This window comes from Burkholderia sp. MS455, assembly GCF_016899445.1.
GTDB classification, from domain to species: domain Bacteria; phylum Pseudomonadota; class Gammaproteobacteria; order Burkholderiales; family Burkholderiaceae; genus Burkholderia; species Burkholderia pyrrocinia_C.
In genome coordinates this window covers 3,005,002-3,020,164 of record NZ_CP041779.1, presented here as the reverse complement: position 1 = coordinate 3,020,164, position 15,163 = coordinate 3,005,002, and the positions used below count along the sequence as shown (strand labels likewise).

At 68.7% G+C, this 15,163-nt stretch carries 14 protein-coding genes; 5 read left to right on the top strand and 9 right to left on the bottom strand.

Annotated features, from left to right (window positions below; translation table 11 throughout):
- Positions 1-30: 30 nt before the first annotated feature.
- From FPJ27_RS33030 to gloA, 4 genes are all read left to right on the top strand, one after another.
- Positions 31-1,389 carry a peptidylprolyl isomerase gene (locus FPJ27_RS33030; RefSeq protein ID WP_072443476.1) on the top strand — a complete coding sequence of 453 codons (1,359 nt, stop codon included), beginning with the start codon at positions 31-33 and terminating at the stop codon, positions 1,387-1,389.
- Between the two features lie 11 nt (positions 1,390-1,400).
- The gene (pdxA, locus tag FPJ27_RS33025) at positions 1,401-2,387 is read left to right on the top strand and encodes a 4-hydroxythreonine-4-phosphate dehydrogenase PdxA (RefSeq protein WP_204424459.1); all 987 of its coding nucleotides are present in this window, start codon (positions 1,401-1,403) and stop codon (positions 2,385-2,387) included.
- A gap of 49 nt (positions 2,388-2,436) precedes the next feature.
- The gene (gene rsmA / locus FPJ27_RS33020) at positions 2,437-3,264 is read left to right on the top strand and encodes a 16S rRNA (adenine(1518)-N(6)/adenine(1519)-N(6))-dimethyltransferase RsmA (RefSeq protein WP_204424457.1); all 828 of its coding nucleotides are present in this window, start codon (positions 2,437-2,439) and stop codon (positions 3,262-3,264) included.
- Between the two features lie 148 nt (positions 3,265-3,412).
- Complete coding sequence (gene gloA, locus FPJ27_RS33015) at positions 3,413-3,802, top strand: lactoylglutathione lyase (RefSeq protein WP_072443473.1); 390 nt, start codon at positions 3,413-3,415, stop codon at positions 3,800-3,802.
- Between the two features lie 108 nt (positions 3,803-3,910).
- On the opposite strand, the gene FPJ27_RS33010 is transcribed toward gloA, so the two are convergent.
- From FPJ27_RS33010 to glyQ, 5 genes are read right to left on the bottom strand one after another with little or no spacing between them, the layout of a single operon-like run.
- On the bottom strand, positions 3,911-4,798 hold the full coding sequence (locus FPJ27_RS33010) for a SprT family zinc-dependent metalloprotease (protein ID WP_204424455.1): 888 nt from the start codon (positions 4,796-4,798) through the stop codon (positions 3,911-3,913).
- 46 nt (positions 4,799-4,844) lie between these two features.
- Positions 4,845-5,609, bottom strand: a complete 765-nt coding sequence (locus FPJ27_RS33005) for a lysophospholipid acyltransferase family protein (protein WP_072443470.1) — start codon at positions 5,607-5,609, stop codon at positions 4,845-4,847.
- A gap of 43 nt (positions 5,610-5,652) precedes the next feature.
- Positions 5,653-6,216, bottom strand: a complete 564-nt coding sequence (gmhB, locus tag FPJ27_RS33000) for a D-glycero-beta-D-manno-heptose 1,7-bisphosphate 7-phosphatase (protein WP_034178978.1) — start codon at positions 6,214-6,216, stop codon at positions 5,653-5,655.
- A 10-nt stretch (positions 6,217-6,226) separates the two neighbouring features.
- Positions 6,227-8,326, bottom strand: a complete 2,100-nt coding sequence (gene glyS / locus FPJ27_RS32995) for a glycine--tRNA ligase subunit beta (protein WP_204424452.1) — start codon at positions 8,324-8,326, stop codon at positions 6,227-6,229.
- Positions 8,327-8,348: 22 nt separating this feature from the next.
- Positions 8,349-9,353, bottom strand: coding sequence for a glycine--tRNA ligase subunit alpha (gene glyQ / locus FPJ27_RS32990; RefSeq protein WP_072443466.1), 1,005 nt, complete (start codon positions 9,351-9,353; stop codon positions 8,349-8,351).
- Between the two features lie 322 nt (positions 9,354-9,675).
- On the opposite strand from glyQ, the gene FPJ27_RS32985 reads away from it, so the two are divergent.
- Positions 9,676-11,331 carry a hypothetical protein gene (locus FPJ27_RS32985; protein ID WP_204424449.1) on the top strand — a complete coding sequence of 552 codons (1,656 nt, stop codon included), beginning with the start codon at positions 9,676-9,678 and terminating at the stop codon, positions 11,329-11,331.
- A gap of 31 nt (positions 11,332-11,362) precedes the next feature.
- Here the strand turns inward: FPJ27_RS32985 and lnt are convergent, their stop codons facing one another.
- The 4 genes from lnt to FPJ27_RS32965 form a co-directional block, all read right to left on the bottom strand.
- Positions 11,363-13,054 carry an apolipoprotein N-acyltransferase gene (gene lnt, locus FPJ27_RS32980; RefSeq protein ID WP_175962014.1) on the bottom strand — a complete coding sequence of 564 codons (1,692 nt, stop codon included), beginning with the start codon at positions 13,052-13,054 and terminating at the stop codon, positions 11,363-11,365.
- Positions 13,055-13,106: 52 nt separating this feature from the next.
- A complete protein-coding gene (locus FPJ27_RS32975; protein ID WP_072443463.1) occupies positions 13,107-13,994 on the bottom strand; it encodes a transporter associated domain-containing protein in 888 nt (295 codons plus the stop codon).
- A gap of 305 nt (positions 13,995-14,299) precedes the next feature.
- The gene (locus FPJ27_RS32970) at positions 14,300-14,449 is read right to left on the bottom strand and encodes a hypothetical protein (protein WP_204424446.1); all 150 of its coding nucleotides are present in this window, start codon (positions 14,447-14,449) and stop codon (positions 14,300-14,302) included.
- Between the two features lie 70 nt (positions 14,450-14,519).
- Positions 14,520-15,152, bottom strand: a complete 633-nt coding sequence (locus FPJ27_RS32965; RefSeq protein ID WP_072443462.1) for a gamma-glutamylcyclotransferase — start codon at positions 15,150-15,152, stop codon at positions 14,520-14,522.
- Positions 15,153-15,163: the final 11 nt, after the last annotated feature.

Sequence of the window (15,163 nt, the reverse complement as noted above, 5' to 3'; positions counted from 1 at the left end):
CAGCACGATTTCAATGGAGTATCAGTGGCAATGAAGAAAACCCTTCGTTTCGCGGCAGTCGTGTCCAGCCTCGCCGCGTCCGCCGCGCTGCTCGCCGCCGCGCCGGCCGCGGCGCAGGCGCTCGGTTCGCGCGGTGCGCAGCTCGCCGACGAAGTCGTCGCGGTCGTCAACAACGACGTGATCACGGGCCGCGAACTCGACCAGCGCGTCGGCCTGATCGCGCGCCGGCTGCAGCAGCAGAACGCGCCGGTGCCGCCGGCCGACCAGTTGCGCGCGCAGGTGCTGAACCAGATGGTGCTCGAGCGGATCCAGGTGCAGAAGGCCAAGGACGACGGGATCCGCATCGACGACGCGACCGTGCAGTCGACGCTGCAGCGTCTCGCGCAAGCGAACGGGATGACGCTCGAACAGTACCGCGCGCGTCTGGAGTCGCAAGGCGTGCCCTGGAGCATCTTCACGAGCGATGCGCGTACCGAGCTGATGCTGTCGAAGCTGCGCGAGCGTGAGGTCGACGGCAAGATCACCGTGTCGGACGCCGAGGTCGCGAACTACATCGCGAGCCAGCGCGGGCCGAACGCGGCACAGCAGCAGGACCTGCGCTTCCAGCACATCTTCATCAAGGCGCCGACCAACGCGCCGCAGGCCGACATCGAAGCCGCGCAGAAGAAGGCCGACGCGCTGCTGCAGCAAGCGAAGTCGGGCGCCGATTTCGAGCGGCTCGCGAAGAACAACTCCGAAGCGAACGACGCGAAGAAGGGCGGCGACCTCGGCTTCAAGGCGCCGAGCGCGCTGCCGGCCGAAGTCGTCGATGCCGCGTCGAAGCTGCGCCCGGGCCAGGTCAACCCGACGCTGATCCGCGTGCCGGACGGCTTCGAGATCGTGCGTCTCGTCGACCGCCGCCAGAGCCAGGGCGCAACCGCTGCGGCACCGAAGATCGTCCAGACGCACGTGCGCCACATCCTGCTGCGCGTGGGCGAAGGCAAGTCGGAAGGCCAGGCGCGCCAGCAACTGGCCGACATCCGCAACCAGGTCGAGGCCGGCGGCGATTTCGCGAAGTTCGCGCGCACCTACTCGCAGGACGGTTCGGCGTCGCAGGGCGGCGATCTCGGCTGGATCAGCCCGGGCGAGACCGTGCCGGAATTCGAGCGTGCGATGAACAACCTGCAGGACGGCCAGATCAGCCAGCCGATTCGTACCGAGTACGGCTACCACCTGATCCAGGTGCTGAGCCGCCGCGAGGCGGAAGGCTCGGTGCAGCAGCAGATGGACATCGCGCGTCAGGCGATCGGCCAGCGCAAGGCCGAGCAGGCGTATGCCGACTGGCTGCGCGAGCTGCGCGACTCGTCGTACGTGCAGTACAAGATCGGCGGCGCCGGCCCGGCGAACTGAACGAGCCTCCGATGACCACGCCCGCGCTGCAGATCGCGATCACGACCGGCGAACCCGCGGGCGTCGGCCCCGAGCTGACCGTGCAGGCGCTGCGAGATGCCGCGCAGCGCTGGCCCGACGCGCATTTCACCGTGCTCGGCGATGCGGCGCTGCTCGACGCACGCGCGGCGGCGGTCGGCGCGAACCCGGCAACGCTCGCCGGCGGGCAGGTGTCGGTCGCGCATCACGCGCTCGCCGCGCCCGTGCAGGCGGGCAAGCTGGACGCGGCGAACGGCCGGTACGTGCTCGGCCTGCTCGACGCGGCGATCGACGGCGCGCTGGCAGGCCGGTACGACGCGATCGTGACCGCGCCGCTGCAGAAGAGCACGATCAACGATGCGGGCGTGCCGTTCACCGGCCATACCGAATACCTGGCCGAGCGCACGCATACGCCGCGTGTCGTGATGATGCTGGCGGGCACCGGCGCCAGGCCGCTGCGCGTCGCGCTCGCGACCACGCACCTGCCGCTGAAGGACGTGTCGGCCGCGCTGACGATCGACGGGCTCGTCGAGACGCTCGCGATCATCGATCGCGACCTGCGGCGCGACTTCGGTCTCGCCGCGCCGCGCATCCTCGTGACGGGCCTGAACCCGCACGCGGGCGAGAACGGTTATCTCGGCCGCGAAGAGATCGACGTGATCTCGCCGGCGCTGGCCCGCGCGAACGCGCAGGGTATCGACGCGCGCGGCCCGTATCCGGCCGACACGCTGTTCCAGCCGCGCCATCTGGCCGATGCCGATTGCGTGCTCGCGATGTTCCATGACCAGGGGTTGCCCGTGCTGAAGTATGCGACGTTCGGCGAGGGCATCAACGTGACGCTCGGGCTGCCGATCATCCGCACGTCGGTCGATCACGGCACCGCGCTCGATCTGGCCGGCACGGGCCGCGCGGATCCGGGCAGCATGGTCGCCGCGCTCGATACGGCCGTCACGATGGCGCGCCATCGCCGCGCCGCCTGACGCGGCCCGACCTCACCCCATTCGTCGTATTTTTCGTTTTACTGAGTCGATGTCGAACAGCAGACAGCACCAAGGCCACTTCGCGCGCAAGCGCTTCGGGCAGAACTTCCTCGTCGATCACGGCGTGATCGCTTCGATCGTGTCGACGATCGGTCCCGCGCGCGGCCAACGCATGGTCGAGATCGGCCCCGGGCTCGGCGCGCTGACCGGGCCGCTGATCGAGCGTCTCGCGACACCCGAGTCGCCGCTGCACGCGGTCGAGCTCGACCGCGACCTGATCGGGCGCCTGCAACAGCGCTTCGGCGCGCTGCTCGAACTGCACGCGGGCGACGCGCTCGCGTTCGACTTCGGTTCGCTCGCGGCGCCCGGCGACAAGCCGTCGCTGCGGATCGTCGGCAACCTGCCGTACAACATTTCCAGCCCGCTGCTGTTTCACCTGATGACGTTCGCCGACGTGGTCATCGACCAGCATTTCATGCTGCAGAACGAAGTCGTCGAGCGGATGGTCGCGGAGCCGGGTACGAAGGCGTTTTCGCGGCTGTCGGTGATGCTGCAATACCGCTACGTGATGGAAAAGATGCTCGACGTGCCGCCGGAATCGTTCCAGCCGCCGCCGAAGGTCGATTCGGCGATCGTCCGGATGATTCCGTACGAGCCGCATGAACTGCCGGACGTCGATCCGGTGCTGCTCGGCGAAATCGTCACCGCCGCGTTCTCGCAGCGCCGCAAGATGCTGCGCAATACGCTCGGCGACTATCGCGAGACGATCGATTTCGATGCGCTCGGCTTCGATCTGGCGCGCCGTGCGGAGGACGTGAGCGTGGCCGAATACGTCGGCGTCGCTCAGGCGCTCGCGGCGGTGCGCAAGGCCGGATAACGCGCATGGCGCGGGCCGGGCCAACGAATGTCGCGACGAGGCTGCCCCGCGGGGCAGCTTTTTTATTGCGCTCGTGCCTTTCTTCGCATGTCCGGCTGCCGTCTGGTAGAGTTTCCGGTTCTGGAAAGTCCCCACAGGAGTACACAACATGCGTTTGCTGCATACGATGCTGCGAGTCGGCGATCTCGACCGCTCGATCAAGTTCTACACCGAATTGCTCGGCATGAAGCTGCTACGTCGCGAGGATTATCCGGAAGGCAAGTTCACGCTCGCGTTCGTCGGCTACGAAGACGAAAGCTCGGGCACCGTGATCGAGCTGACCCACAACTGGGACACGCCGTCCTACGATCTCGGCAACGGCTTCGGCCACCTGGCGGTGGCGGTGGAGGATGCCTACGCGGCGTGCGAGAAGATCAAGGCGCAAGGCGGCAAGGTCACGCGCGAAGCGGGGCCGATGAAGCACGGCACGACCGTGATCGCCTTCGTCGAGGATCCGGACGGCTACAAGATCGAGTTCATCCAGAAGAAGGCGCACTGAGCGCCGGATGAACGGGCCGCGGCGCGCGATGCGCGCGGCGGCGGGGCGAACGGGCGGTGCGGGGTGACCCGCATCGCCCGTTTGCGTTTGCAAACAAGACGTTGCGCGTTACAGCGACGGCAGCAGCTCGGGCGGGTGGTGCTTGAGCGTGTGCCGCGCTTCGCGGAACTCGGGGAAGATCGATTCGACGGTCTGCCAGAAGGCCGGGCTGTGGTTCATCTCGCGCAGGTGCGACAGTTCGTGCGCGACCACGTAGTCGACGATCGACATCGGGAAATGGATCAGCCGCCAGTTCAGGCGGATCTTGCCGTCGCTCGAGCAGCTGCCCCAGCGCGTCGCGGCCGACGACAGCGCGTACATCGAATACGTGACGCCGAGCTTTTCCGCATAGATCGCGAGGCGTTCGCCGAAGATCCGCTTCGCCTCGCCCTGCAGCCAGCCCTGCACGCGATCCTTGATCTGCTGCATGTCGGCCTGCACGGGCAGCGGCAACGAGAGCCGCAGCGCGTCGGCGTCGAACCCGACGGCGCCCGCGCCGAGCGCGATCGTCACCGTCTTGCCGAGATACGGAAGCTGCGCGCCGTCGCGCCAGTCGATCTGCGGCAGCGCGCGCTGCTCGGTGCGCGTCTTCCACTCCGCGAGCTTCGCGAAGATCCAGCGTTGTTTCTCGGAGATCGCGGCTTCGATATCGGCGAGCGTGACCCAGCGCGGCGCGGTGATCGACAACCCGCTGCCGTCGATCGTGAAGCCGATCGTGCGGCGCGCCGAGCGCTTCAGGCGGTATTCGAGCACGCGGCTGTCGAGTGCGAACGTGCGTACGCGCGAGCGGTCGGGTACCGGGCCCGGATCGAGCGATGCGGTCGGCACAGCCTCAGGCGGCGCCGGCGGCGTGGCGGGCGCCGACGGTGCGGCGGCCGGCCCGTCGAAGAGCGGCAGATCCATCTGGCGATGATCGAGAGCCACGACGGCTGGCCGTGGCCGCGGACGCTGTTTCATCAGTTCGCTTCTTTTTGACGTACGCAACGGCTGCAATCCGCGGGATTCAGACTCGCGCGGCATCGCGCGTGCCGGCATTGCCCGCCTGACGATACGCATCGGGATCGATACGGCGCATTTCCGCTTCGATCCATGCTTCGACCTGCGAGTTCAATGCATCGGGCGTCAGCCCGTCGACGGGAATCGGCTTGCCGATCGACACGGTAACGACGCCCGGGAATTTCATGAACGAGTTGCGCGGCCACACCCGTCCTGCATTGTGCGCGATCGGCACGACGGGCGTGCCGGTTTCGATCGCGAAGCGCGCGCCGCCCGTCTTGTACTTGCCCTGCTTGCCGACCGGCGTGCGCGTGCCCTCGGGGAACATGATCATCCATGCGCCTTCCGACAGGCGCTTCTTGCCCTGGCGGATCACCGAGACGAACGCGTTCTTGCCTTCCTTGCGGTTGATGTTGACCATGTGCAGCATCCCGAGCGCCCAGCCGAAGAACGGCACGTAAAGCAGCTCGCGCTTGAACACGTAGCAGAGCGGCTTCGGCATCAGCGCCGGAAACGCGAGCGTCTCCCACGCGGACTGGTGCTTCGACAGCAGCACGGCCGGGCCGTCGGGCAGGTTGTCCATCCCTTCGATCCGGTAGCGGATGCCGTTCAGCCAGCGCACGACCCACAGCGTCGACTTGCACCAGCCGGCCGCCATCCAGTAGCGCGCATCGGGGCGCATGAACGGGAACGCGATGAAGCACGCGGTGGCGTACGGCACCGTATACAGGATGAAGTAGATCAGCAGCAGCAGGGAGCGGACGAAGCGCATCGGCGTGAGTCTGGCGTTGGGGAGGATGCGCGCGGCAGCCGCATCACTCGTGTTCGTGTGAAAGGAAATCGAGCGCAAACGCGCGCAGGTCGTCGTGGACCTTCGTGCCGGGCGGCAGATTGCCGGCGGCGAGCGTTTTCTTGCCCTTGCCGGTCAGCACGAGGTGCGGCTGGAAGCCGACCGCGACACCGGCCTGCAGGTCGCGCAGCGAATCGCCGACGGCCGGCGTGTGACCGGGATCGATCTCGAAGCGCTCGGCGATCATCTGCATCATGCCGGGCTTCGGCTTGCGGCAGTCACAGTGATCCTCGGCCGTATGCGGGCAGAAGAACACCGCGTCGATGCGTGCGCCGACCGCGGCCGCCGCGCGATGCATCTTCAGGTGCATCTCGTTGAGCGCGGCCATGTCGAACAGCCCGCGACCGATGCCGGACTGGTTGGTCGCGACGACCACGCGATAGCCCGCGTGGTTGAGCCGGGCGATCGCCTCGAGGCTGCCGGGCAGCGCGATCCATTCGTCGGGCGTCTTGATGAACGCATCCGAATCGACGTTGATCACGCCGTCCCGGTCGAGGACGACGAGTTTTCGGGTGGGGCTGGTCGGCATCGTGCGGCCCTTATGCGGCGAGCTTCGAGATGTCGGCGACGCAGTTCATCTGCTGGTGCAGCGCCGACAGCAGCGCGAGACGGTTCGCTCGCAGCGCGGGATCTTCCGCGTTGACCATCACGTCGTTGAAGAACGTGTCGACCGGCGCGCGCAGCGCGGCGAGCGCCGACAGCGCGCCCGTGTATGCACGCGCCTCGAGCTGCGACTGCACGTGCGGCGTCACGGCCGCGAGCTGTTCGTGCAGCGCCTTCTCGGCGGCTTCGACGAGCAGCGCCGGCTGCACCGCGCCGTTCACGCCGCCTTCCGACTTCTTCAGGATGTTCGAGATCCGCTTGTTCGCGGCCGCGAGCGCTTCGGCTTCCACGAGAAGCGTGAATTCGCGCACCGCGTCGAGGCGTGCGACGAGATCGTCGACGCGCGTCGGGTTCAGGCTCAGTACCGCGTCGACTTCGCCGGCCGAATAGCCGCGCTCGCGCAGCAGGCCGCGCAGGCGATCCATGAAGAACGCGAAGATCGCATCGGTCGCTTCGGCGACGCCCGGCACGCCTTCGAAGCGCGCGTGGGCCGTGCGCAACAGCGACACGAGATCGAGCGGCAACTGCTTCTCGAGCATCAGACGCAACACGCCGAGCGCGTGGCGGCGCAGCGCGAACGGATCCTTCTCGCCGGTCGGCGCGAGGCCGATGCCCCAGATGCCGACGATCGTCTCGAGCTTGTCGGCGAGCGCGACGGCGGTCGACACCGGCGTGGTCGGCAGCGCGTCGCCGGAGAAGCGCGGCTGGTAGTGCTCGGCGCACGCGAGCGCGACGTCGTCGGCTTCGCCGTCGTGGCGCGCGTAGTACGTGCCCATCGTGCCCTGCAGTTCCGGGAATTCGCCGACCATGTCGGTTAGCAGGTCGGCCTTCGCGAGGCGCGCGGCGCGCTTCGCGTGCGCGGCGTCGGCGCCGATCGCGGGTGCGATCTCGCCGGCCAGCGCCTCGAGGCGCTCGACCCGCGCGAGCGCCGAACCGAGCTTGTTGTGATAGACGACGTTCGCGAGCAGCGGCACGCGGTCGGCGAGCGGCTTCTTCTTGTCCTGCTCGAAGAAGAACTTCGCATCGGCGAGGCGCGGGCGCACGACGCGCTCGTTGCCTTCGATGATCTCGCCCGGCGTCTTCGTCTCGATGTTCGACACGATCAGGAAACGCGAGCGCAGCTTGCCGCCGACGTCGGTCAGCGCGAAATATTTCTGGTTCGTCTGCATCGTGAGGATCAGGCATTCCTGCGGCACCTGCAGGAATTCGTCCTCGAAGCGGCATGGATAGACGACCGGCCATTCGACCAGCGACGTCACTTCGTCGAGCAGCGCTTCGGGCATCACGACCGTGTCGCCGTTCGCGTGCTCGTTCAGTTGCGTGCGGATCGTTTCGCGGCGATCGGCGAAGTGCGCGATCACGCGGCCCTTGTCGCGCAGCGTGTCGGCGTAGGCGCGCGCATGCTGGATCGCGACGAGGCCGTCGGACAGGAAGCGGTGGCCGAGCGTGGTGTCGCCGGCGTCGATGCCGAACGCGGTGACGGGCACGATGCGATCGTCGTGCAGCACCGTCAGGCGATGCACGGGGCGCACGAACTGCACGTCGGAGCCGTCCGGGCGTTGATACGTCATCACCTTCGGGATCGGCAGCTTCGCGAGCGTTTCGTCGAGCGCGGCCTGCAGGCCGTCGGCGAGCGTCGCGCCGGCTGCCGAATAGTTGATGAAGAACGCTTCGGCCTTGCCGTCCTGCGCGCGCTCGAGATCGGCGATCGACAGGTTCGGGTGGCCGAGCGCCGCGAGCTTCTTCGCGAGCGGGGCCGTCGGCTTGCCTTCGGCGTCGAGCGCAACCGATACGGGCAGGACCTTTTCGCGGACCTGCTTGTCAGGTGCGACGGCGCGCACGTTCTGCACGACGACGGCGAGGCGGCGCGGCGTGGCGTAGCGTTCGAACACGAGTTCGCCTTCGACGAGGTCGCGCGCCGCGAGGCGTTGCGCGAGACCTTCGGCGAATGCGTCGCCGAGGCGCGCGAGGGCCTTCGGCGGCAGCTCTTCGGTCAGCAGTTCGACGAGCAGGGGAGCGGGATGATTGTGCGTCATGTTTGGAAGAAATCTCGTCTCGTCAGTCTTGGTCGATCTTGCGTTCGACCTTGAGCGGCGGTGCCCATGCCGGCTGCGCGGCGTCCTGGGCGTCGGTGGTGAGGCCCGGCACGCCCGGCGGGTTGCCGAGCATCGGGAAGCCGAGCTTCTCGCGCGAGTCGTAATAAGCCTGCGCGACGAGACGCGACAGCGCGCGGATGCGGCCGATGTACGCCGCGCGCTCGGTCACCGAGATCGCACCGCGCGCATCGAGCAGATTGAACGTGTGGCCGGCCTTCAGCACGAGCTCGTACGCGGGCAGCGCGAGCTGCGCGTCGATCATCCGCTTCGCTTCCGCCTCGTAGTTGTTGAAGAACGTGAACAGCAGGTCGACGTTCGCGTGCTCGAAGTTGTAGGTCGACTGCTCGACCTCGTTCTGGTGGTAGACGTCGCCATACGACAGGCGGCGCAGCTCGGGGCCGTTCGGGCCATGCTCCTCCCACTCGGTCCACACGAGGTCGTACACGTTCTCGACCTTCTGCAGGTACATCGCGAGACGCTCGAGGCCGTACGTGATCTCGCCGAGCACGGGCTTGCAGTCGAGGCCGCCGACCTGCTGGAAATACGTGAACTGCGTGACTTCCATCCCGTTCAGCCACACTTCCCAGCCGAGCCCCCATGCGCCGAGCGTCGGGTTTTCCCAGTCGTCCTCGACGAAGCGCACGTCGTTCTGCTTCAGGTCGAAGCCGAGCGCCTCGAGCGAGCCGAGGTACAGGTCGAGGATGTTTTCCGGCGCTGGCTTGAGCACGACCTGGTACTGGTAGTAGTGCTGCAGGCGGTTCGGGTTCTCGCCGTAGCGGCCGTCCTTCGGGCGGCGCGACGGCTGCACGTATGCGGCGCGCCACGGCTCGGGGCCGACCGCGCGCAGGAACGTGTGGACGTGCGACGTGCCCGCGCCGACTTCCATGTCGATGGGCTGGAGCAGGGCGCAACCCTGCTTGTCCCAGTAGGACTGCAGCGTCAGGATGATTTGCTGAAACGTAAGCATGAAGAGCCTTCGAGGCGCTGGCGCTCCGTTGCGGGCCGCGCTCCGGGCAGGGCCCCGAGGGTCGGCTCGCGCGGCGGCGCGGCTTGTTAGTGTGCTGAAACGCGTAATTTTACCGGATCGGCGACCGGATGCGGCCGGAACGCTGGCGAGGCCGCTGCCGGCCCGCTTCCCGCGGCCTGCGCAAGCGTGGCCCCATGCGCTTCGCGCGGGCGCATGCGGCCCGTCGCGACGCGCTTGTCGCGCCGCTTCGCGCGGGCGTTAAGATGCGCGTATTGCGGTTCGCGCGACGCGTGCCGCGTCACCGCTTGCAGGCTCCGATCGCATGGACGACCCGACCGACATCCTCATTCCGCTGCTTCCGCCGTTCCTCGCGCTGCTCCGGCACGCCGCCGATGCGCAGGCGCGCGGCGAGCGCGCCGCGCAAGATCTGTGGCTCGCCGCAGCCGCCCATCTGCACGCGGTCGACGCCGATGCGCTCGCGCAGCTCACATCGACGCTCGTCGCGCGGCAGCGCCCGGCCGACGCGCTCGCGCTCGCCGAATGCGCGGCGCGCGTGCGGCCGGGCGCGGCCGCGCACTTCAATCACGGCTATACGCTGCAGATCGCCGGCCGTCACGCGGACGCGGTCGCGCCATACCGTGCGGCGCTGGCGGCCGATGCCGGCTGGCCGTCGCTGCGCAACAACCTCGCGATCGCGCTGCGGCTGTCGGGCGGCGACCGCGCGGAGGAGATCGCGCTGCTCGACGCGGCCGTGAACGCCGATCCGCGCGACGTGCAGGCGTGGATCAACCTTGTCGTCGCGCGGATCGCGACGCACGACCTCGACGGCGCGCTCGCGTGCGCCGCGCGGCTCGCCGACCTCGCGCCCGACAACGCGCTCGCGATGAACAACGTCGCAATGGCGATGAAGGAGGCGCAGCGCTGGGGCGACGCCGAGCGTTACGCGGCGCGTGCGTGCGAGCTGGCGCCCGACGACGCGTCGTTCCGTTTCAACCTCGCGATCATCCAGCTCGTGCGCGGCAACCACGCGGCCGGCTGGCGCGGCCACGAGGCGCGCTGGGACGGCGCGGGCGAACTGCGCGGCCGCCGGCCGGCGCTGCCGGGCCCGCGCTGGCAGGGCGAGCCGCTCGCGGGCAAGACGCTGCTCGTATGGGGCGAGCAGGGGCTCGGCGATGTGCTGCAGTTCTGTCGCTTCGTCACGCCGCTCGCTGAGCGCGTGCATCGCGAAGGCGGCCGGCTCGCGTGGAATACGTTCCCGCAGGTGGGCACGCTGATGCAGCGCAGCCTGGGCGCGCAGGCGGATACGTTCGGCGCGGGTGGCGGCGTCGACGCGCTGCCCGCATTCGATTACGAAGTGCCGCTGATCGGCCTGCCGCTGATGCTGGGCATGGAAGCGTCGACGCTCGCGTCGTCGGTGCCGTACCTGCGGGCCGATCCGGAGGCGCGCGATGCGTGGCGCGCGCGGCTCGCGGGCGAGCGCCGGCTGAAGGTCGGGCTCGTGTGGACGGGCAGTGCGGGCCACCAGCGCAATCCGTTCCGGCGCGTCGGGCTCGAGCGCTATGCCGACGCGTTCCGCGGGATCGACGGCGTCGCGTTTTATTCGCTGCAGCCGGGCGCGGATGCGGATGTCGCGGCGGCGCGCGCAGCCGGCTTCGCGATCGCGGACTTCACGGCGGAACTGAAGAGCTTCGACGATACGGCCGCGTTCATCGGCGCGCTGGATCTCGTGATCACCGTGTGCACGTCGGTTGCGCACCTGTCGGGCGCGCTCGGTGCGCGCACCTGGGTGCTGCTCGACGTGAATCCGCACTGGCCATGGCTGCTCGAACGCAAGGACAGCCCGTGGTATCCGACCGCGACGCTGTATCGGCAGCGGACGTTCGGCGCGTGGGAACCGGTGATGGAGGAGGTGAGCCGCGATCTGCGGAGCCTGGCCGCGCAGCCGGCTCAATCGGACCGATCGGCCCGGCAGGCCTGAGCGGCCGACCGCGTTGCGGTCGCGGGCCGCGTCATGCGTGCCGGTCGTCGTCGGGCTTCGGGCCGTTGCGCCGGCGCAGCCCCGGCCCGAACGTGAAGCCGAACGCAAGCAGCACGAACGACACCGCGAGCACGATGTTGTTGCCGCTCGTCACGTACGGCGTGAATCCGCTCGTGCCTTCGATCCGCACGTCGAGCGAGCCGATCGTGAACGGCTTCAACTGGCCGAGCACGCGCCCGTGCGCGTCGATCGCGGCCGTCATCCCGGTATTGGTCGAGCGCAGCATCGGCCGGCCCGTTTCGAGTGAGCGCATCCGCGCGATCTGCAGGTGCTGGTCGAGCGCGATCGTGTCGCCGAACCATGCGAGGTTCGTCACGTTGACGAGCACGCCGGGCGGCTGCGGGTTGTCGCGGATCGTTGCGGCGATTTCCTCGCCGAACAGATCCTCGTAGCAGATGTCGGCCATCACGGGCTGGTTGTGCACGAGGAACGGCTTCTGCACCGGCGCGCCGCGCGCGAAATCGCCGAGCGGCATCTTCATCAGGTCGACGAACCACCGGAAGCCCCACGGAATGAATTCGCCGAAGGGCACGAGGTGGTGCTTGTCGTAGTGATAGATGTCGCGCGAGTTCGGCGTCACGCCGTACAGGCTGTTCGTATAGTCGACGTAGCGGCCCTCCTCGGTCACCGACGCGCCGACCGCGCCGAACAGCACGGCCGAACCGGTTGTGTCGCTGAACTTGCGGATCGCGACGGCGAACGGCTCGGGCAGCTCCTGGATCATCACCGCGATCGCGGTCTCGGGCGTGACGATCAGGTCGGCCGGCTTCTCGACGATCATCTGCTGGTACATCTTGATCGCTGCGTCGATGCCTTCCTGCTCGAACTTGATGTCCTGCTTCACGTTGCCCTGCAGCAGCCGCACGGTGAGCGGCGCGTTCGCGGGCACGGTCCACGTGACCTGCGACAGCCCGAGGCCGGCCGCGACGAGCGCGACGGCGACGCCGGCCGGCGCGGCGATGCGCACGCGCGCGTTGCCGCCGGCGCCGCTTTCACGCGCGGGCGACGGGCGCGCGGCGGCGAGCGCCTGCACGACCAGCGCGGCGAACAGCGCGAGCACCCACGCGATCCCGTACACGCCGACGATCGGCGCGAAGCCCGCGAACGGGCCGTCGACCTGCGGGTAGCCGCTCGCGAGCCACGGGAAGCCGGTGAGCAGCGTGCCGCGCAGCCATTCGCCGAAGGCCCACGCGCTCGCGAACGCGAACGCGCCGTGCCAGGTCGGCGAGAACGGCCGCGGGTCGGGCGCGCGGCGATGCCACGCATGGCCCGCGCAGAACGACCACAGTCCGGCCGAGAACGCCGGGTACAGCGACAGGTACAGCGAGAACAGCACGAGCGCGCCGCCCGCGAGCGGCGCGGCCATCTCGCCGTATACGTGCATGCTGATGTAGAGCCACCAGACGCCGCTGATGAAGTTGCCGAAGCCGAACGCGCCGCCCGTGAGCGCGGCGCCGCGCCAGCTCGACGTGCGCGTCAGTTGCGCGAAAAACCAGACGAATACGGCGAGCTGCAGCCAGCCGCCGTGCGGCGTCGGTGCGAAGCTGAGCGTATTGGCCGCGCCGGCGAGCAGCGCGGCCGGGTAGTGCCAGCGCGGCAGCGCGCGGCCGGGTGCCGGCGCGAGAAGGCCGCCAGCCGGGCGGGACGGGATCGGATCGTCCATGTGAAGCGGAAGTGGGCGAGCGGTTGAAGGAGACGCGGCTGGCGCGGGACGGTCAGTCCTCGTGCGAGGTGTCGGCGCGACGGCTGGCGAGCGGGTTGCGGCGTACCAGCAGCACATGAACCTGGCGCGCATCGCCGCGCTGGATCTCGAACACGAGGTTGCCGAGCTGCAGCTTCTCGCCGCGGTGCGGCACGCGTCCGAAATGATGGGTGATCAGGCCGCCGATCGTATCGACTTCGTCGTCGGGGAAATCGGTGCCGAACGCCTCGTTGAACTGTTCGATCTCGGTAAGCGCGCGCACGCGGTAGCGGCCGTCCGGCCCCGCGATGATGTTGCCGGCTTCCTCGTCGAAGTCGTATTCGTCCTCGATGTCGCCGACGATCTGCTCGAGCACGTCCTCGATCGTGATCAGGCCCGCGACGCCGCCGTATTCGTCGACGACGATCGCGAGGTGGTTGCGGTTCACGCGGAAGTCGTGCAGCAGCACGTTCAGGCGCTTCGATTCGGGAATGAACACGGCCGGGCGCAGCATCCCGCGCACGTCGAACTCTTCTTCGGCGTAGAAGCGCAGCAGATCCTTCGCGAGCAGCACGCCGATCACGTTGTCGCGGTTCTCCTCGAACACGGGGTAGCGCGAGTGCGCCTTTTCGAGGACGAACGGGATGAAATCCTCGGGTTTGTCGGCGATGTTGATCGCGTCCATCTGCGCACGCGGCACCATGATGTCGCGCGCGCACAAGTCGGATACCTGGAACACGCCTTCGATCATCGACAGCGAATCGGCGTCGATCAGGTTGCGTTCGTGGGCGTCCTGGAGGATTTCCAGCAGCTCGCCGCGGGATTCGGGCTCGGGCGAGATGAAGTCGGTCAGGCGCTCGAGGAGCGAGCGCTTTTCTTGCGGTTTGTCGGTTGGCTTACGACTGGGATACGAATCGTTCATGGTGGTGCGCCCGGGTCGTGCCGGGGCGCGCTGTCACGGAGTAGGCAAGGATACACCAAGGGCACGACGCGACCGTGTCACCCCGGCCGACCGGCCAGGGTGCGCAGCCCGCGCGGGCCTGCTCGCGGACGGCCGCGCCGGGCGCGGCATCGTCCTCGTACCCATCCTATCCCAGAAAAGGGCGGCGGCGCAGCAGCGGCAAAAAACGGATGCGGGAAGGGTGGGTGCGACGGGGAAAGGCGACCGGCCGGCCGGTCGGTACCGGGGCGGCGTTCTGCAGCATGCGATCGCGCCCGGCGCGCGGCTCAGAATCGCATGCCGGTCGAGCAGCCGCCGGCGGCCGCGCCGTTGGTCGCGGCGCCGCCGCAGCCGATTATTCCGCAGCCGGACAGCGCGACACTCGCGGCGACGATCAGCGCGGCGACCTTGCAGCGCGACCAATGTGACGGTTTCATCGGCAGGAACCTCGTTCGAATGCGCAGGGAGCGCGGTTTCGCGCAGCGGCAAGCCGGGCGTCGCGTTGCGTCACCGGCATCGCGCGAGCAGCCCTTCCAGCGCGCGATCGGGGATGCCGCTCGCGCGCAGCGCGTCGACCGTGCGGCTCACGTAGTCGAGCGTCGTGCCGTAGCGGCCGGCCGCGCAGCCGAACACTTCCTTTACGACGGCGTCGGACAGCTTGCCCGTATAGGTCGGCGCGTCGCGGCGCATCACGAACGCGAGCGCGTTCACGCGCTCGCCGTTCTCGAGCGAGCACGGCAGCCACGCGGGCCGGTACGAACCCATCGGCATCTCGCGCTTCCATAGCGTCTCGAGGTGCGGCTGCGCGGTCGGGCCCGCGAGCCGGAACGCGATGCCCGAGCACGAGCCGCCGCGATCGAGCGCGAGCACGAGGCCCGGACGTTCGGGCGTGCCGCGGTTCACGCGCGACCACAGGTAGAGCCCGCGATGGTAGCCGTGCACCTTGCCGCGCACGGCGGCGACGGTCGGCAACCCCGGGTTCCAGATCAGCGAGCCATAACCGAATAGCCAGAGGTCCTGCCGGCCGTCCCAGTCGCGCATCGTGTGCGCGAGCGACGCCGCGAGCTCGTCTTCCGTCAGCAGCCGCCCGTCGCCGATCGACGGCGGGTAGGCGGGCGGGAGCATCGCGGCGTTGCGCATCGTGCGGCCGG

Bases quoted from the DNA above. Each gene is read 5' to 3' on its own strand.
- FPJ27_RS33030 (WP_072443476.1), top strand. From the start codon at position 31: ATGAAGAAAACCCTTCGTTTCGCGGCAGTCGTGTCCAGCCTCGCCGCG.
- pdxA (WP_204424459.1), top strand. From the start codon at position 1,401: ATGACCACGCCCGCGCTGCAGATCGCGATCACGACCGGCGAACCCGCG.
- rsmA (WP_204424457.1), top strand. From the start codon at position 2,437: ATGTCGAACAGCAGACAGCACCAAGGCCACTTCGCGCGCAAGCGCTTC.
- gloA (WP_072443473.1), top strand. From the start codon at position 3,413: ATGCGTTTGCTGCATACGATGCTGCGAGTCGGCGATCTCGACCGCTCG.
- FPJ27_RS33010 (WP_204424455.1), bottom strand. From the start codon at position 4,798: ATGAAACAGCGTCCGCGGCCACGGCCAGCCGTCGTGGCTCTCGATCAT.
- FPJ27_RS33005 (WP_072443470.1), bottom strand. From the start codon at position 5,609: ATGCGCTTCGTCCGCTCCCTGCTGCTGCTGATCTACTTCATCCTGTAT.
- gmhB (WP_034178978.1), bottom strand. From the start codon at position 6,216: ATGCCGACCAGCCCCACCCGAAAACTCGTCGTCCTCGACCGGGACGGC.
- glyS (WP_204424452.1), bottom strand. From the start codon at position 8,326: ATGACGCACAATCATCCCGCTCCCCTGCTCGTCGAACTGCTGACCGAA.
- glyQ (WP_072443466.1), bottom strand. From the start codon at position 9,353: ATGCTTACGTTTCAGCAAATCATCCTGACGCTGCAGTCCTACTGGGAC.
- FPJ27_RS32985 (WP_204424449.1), top strand. From the start codon at position 9,676: ATGGACGACCCGACCGACATCCTCATTCCGCTGCTTCCGCCGTTCCTC.
- lnt (WP_175962014.1), bottom strand. From the start codon at position 13,054: ATGGACGATCCGATCCCGTCCCGCCCGGCTGGCGGCCTTCTCGCGCCG.
- FPJ27_RS32975 (WP_072443463.1), bottom strand. From the start codon at position 13,994: ATGAACGATTCGTATCCCAGTCGTAAGCCAACCGACAAACCGCAAGAA.
- FPJ27_RS32970 (WP_204424446.1), bottom strand. From the start codon at position 14,449: ATGAAACCGTCACATTGGTCGCGCTGCAAGGTCGCCGCGCTGATCGTC.
- FPJ27_RS32965 (WP_072443462.1), bottom strand. From the start codon at position 15,152: ATGCGCAACGCCGCGATGCTCCCGCCCGCCTACCCGCCGTCGATCGGC.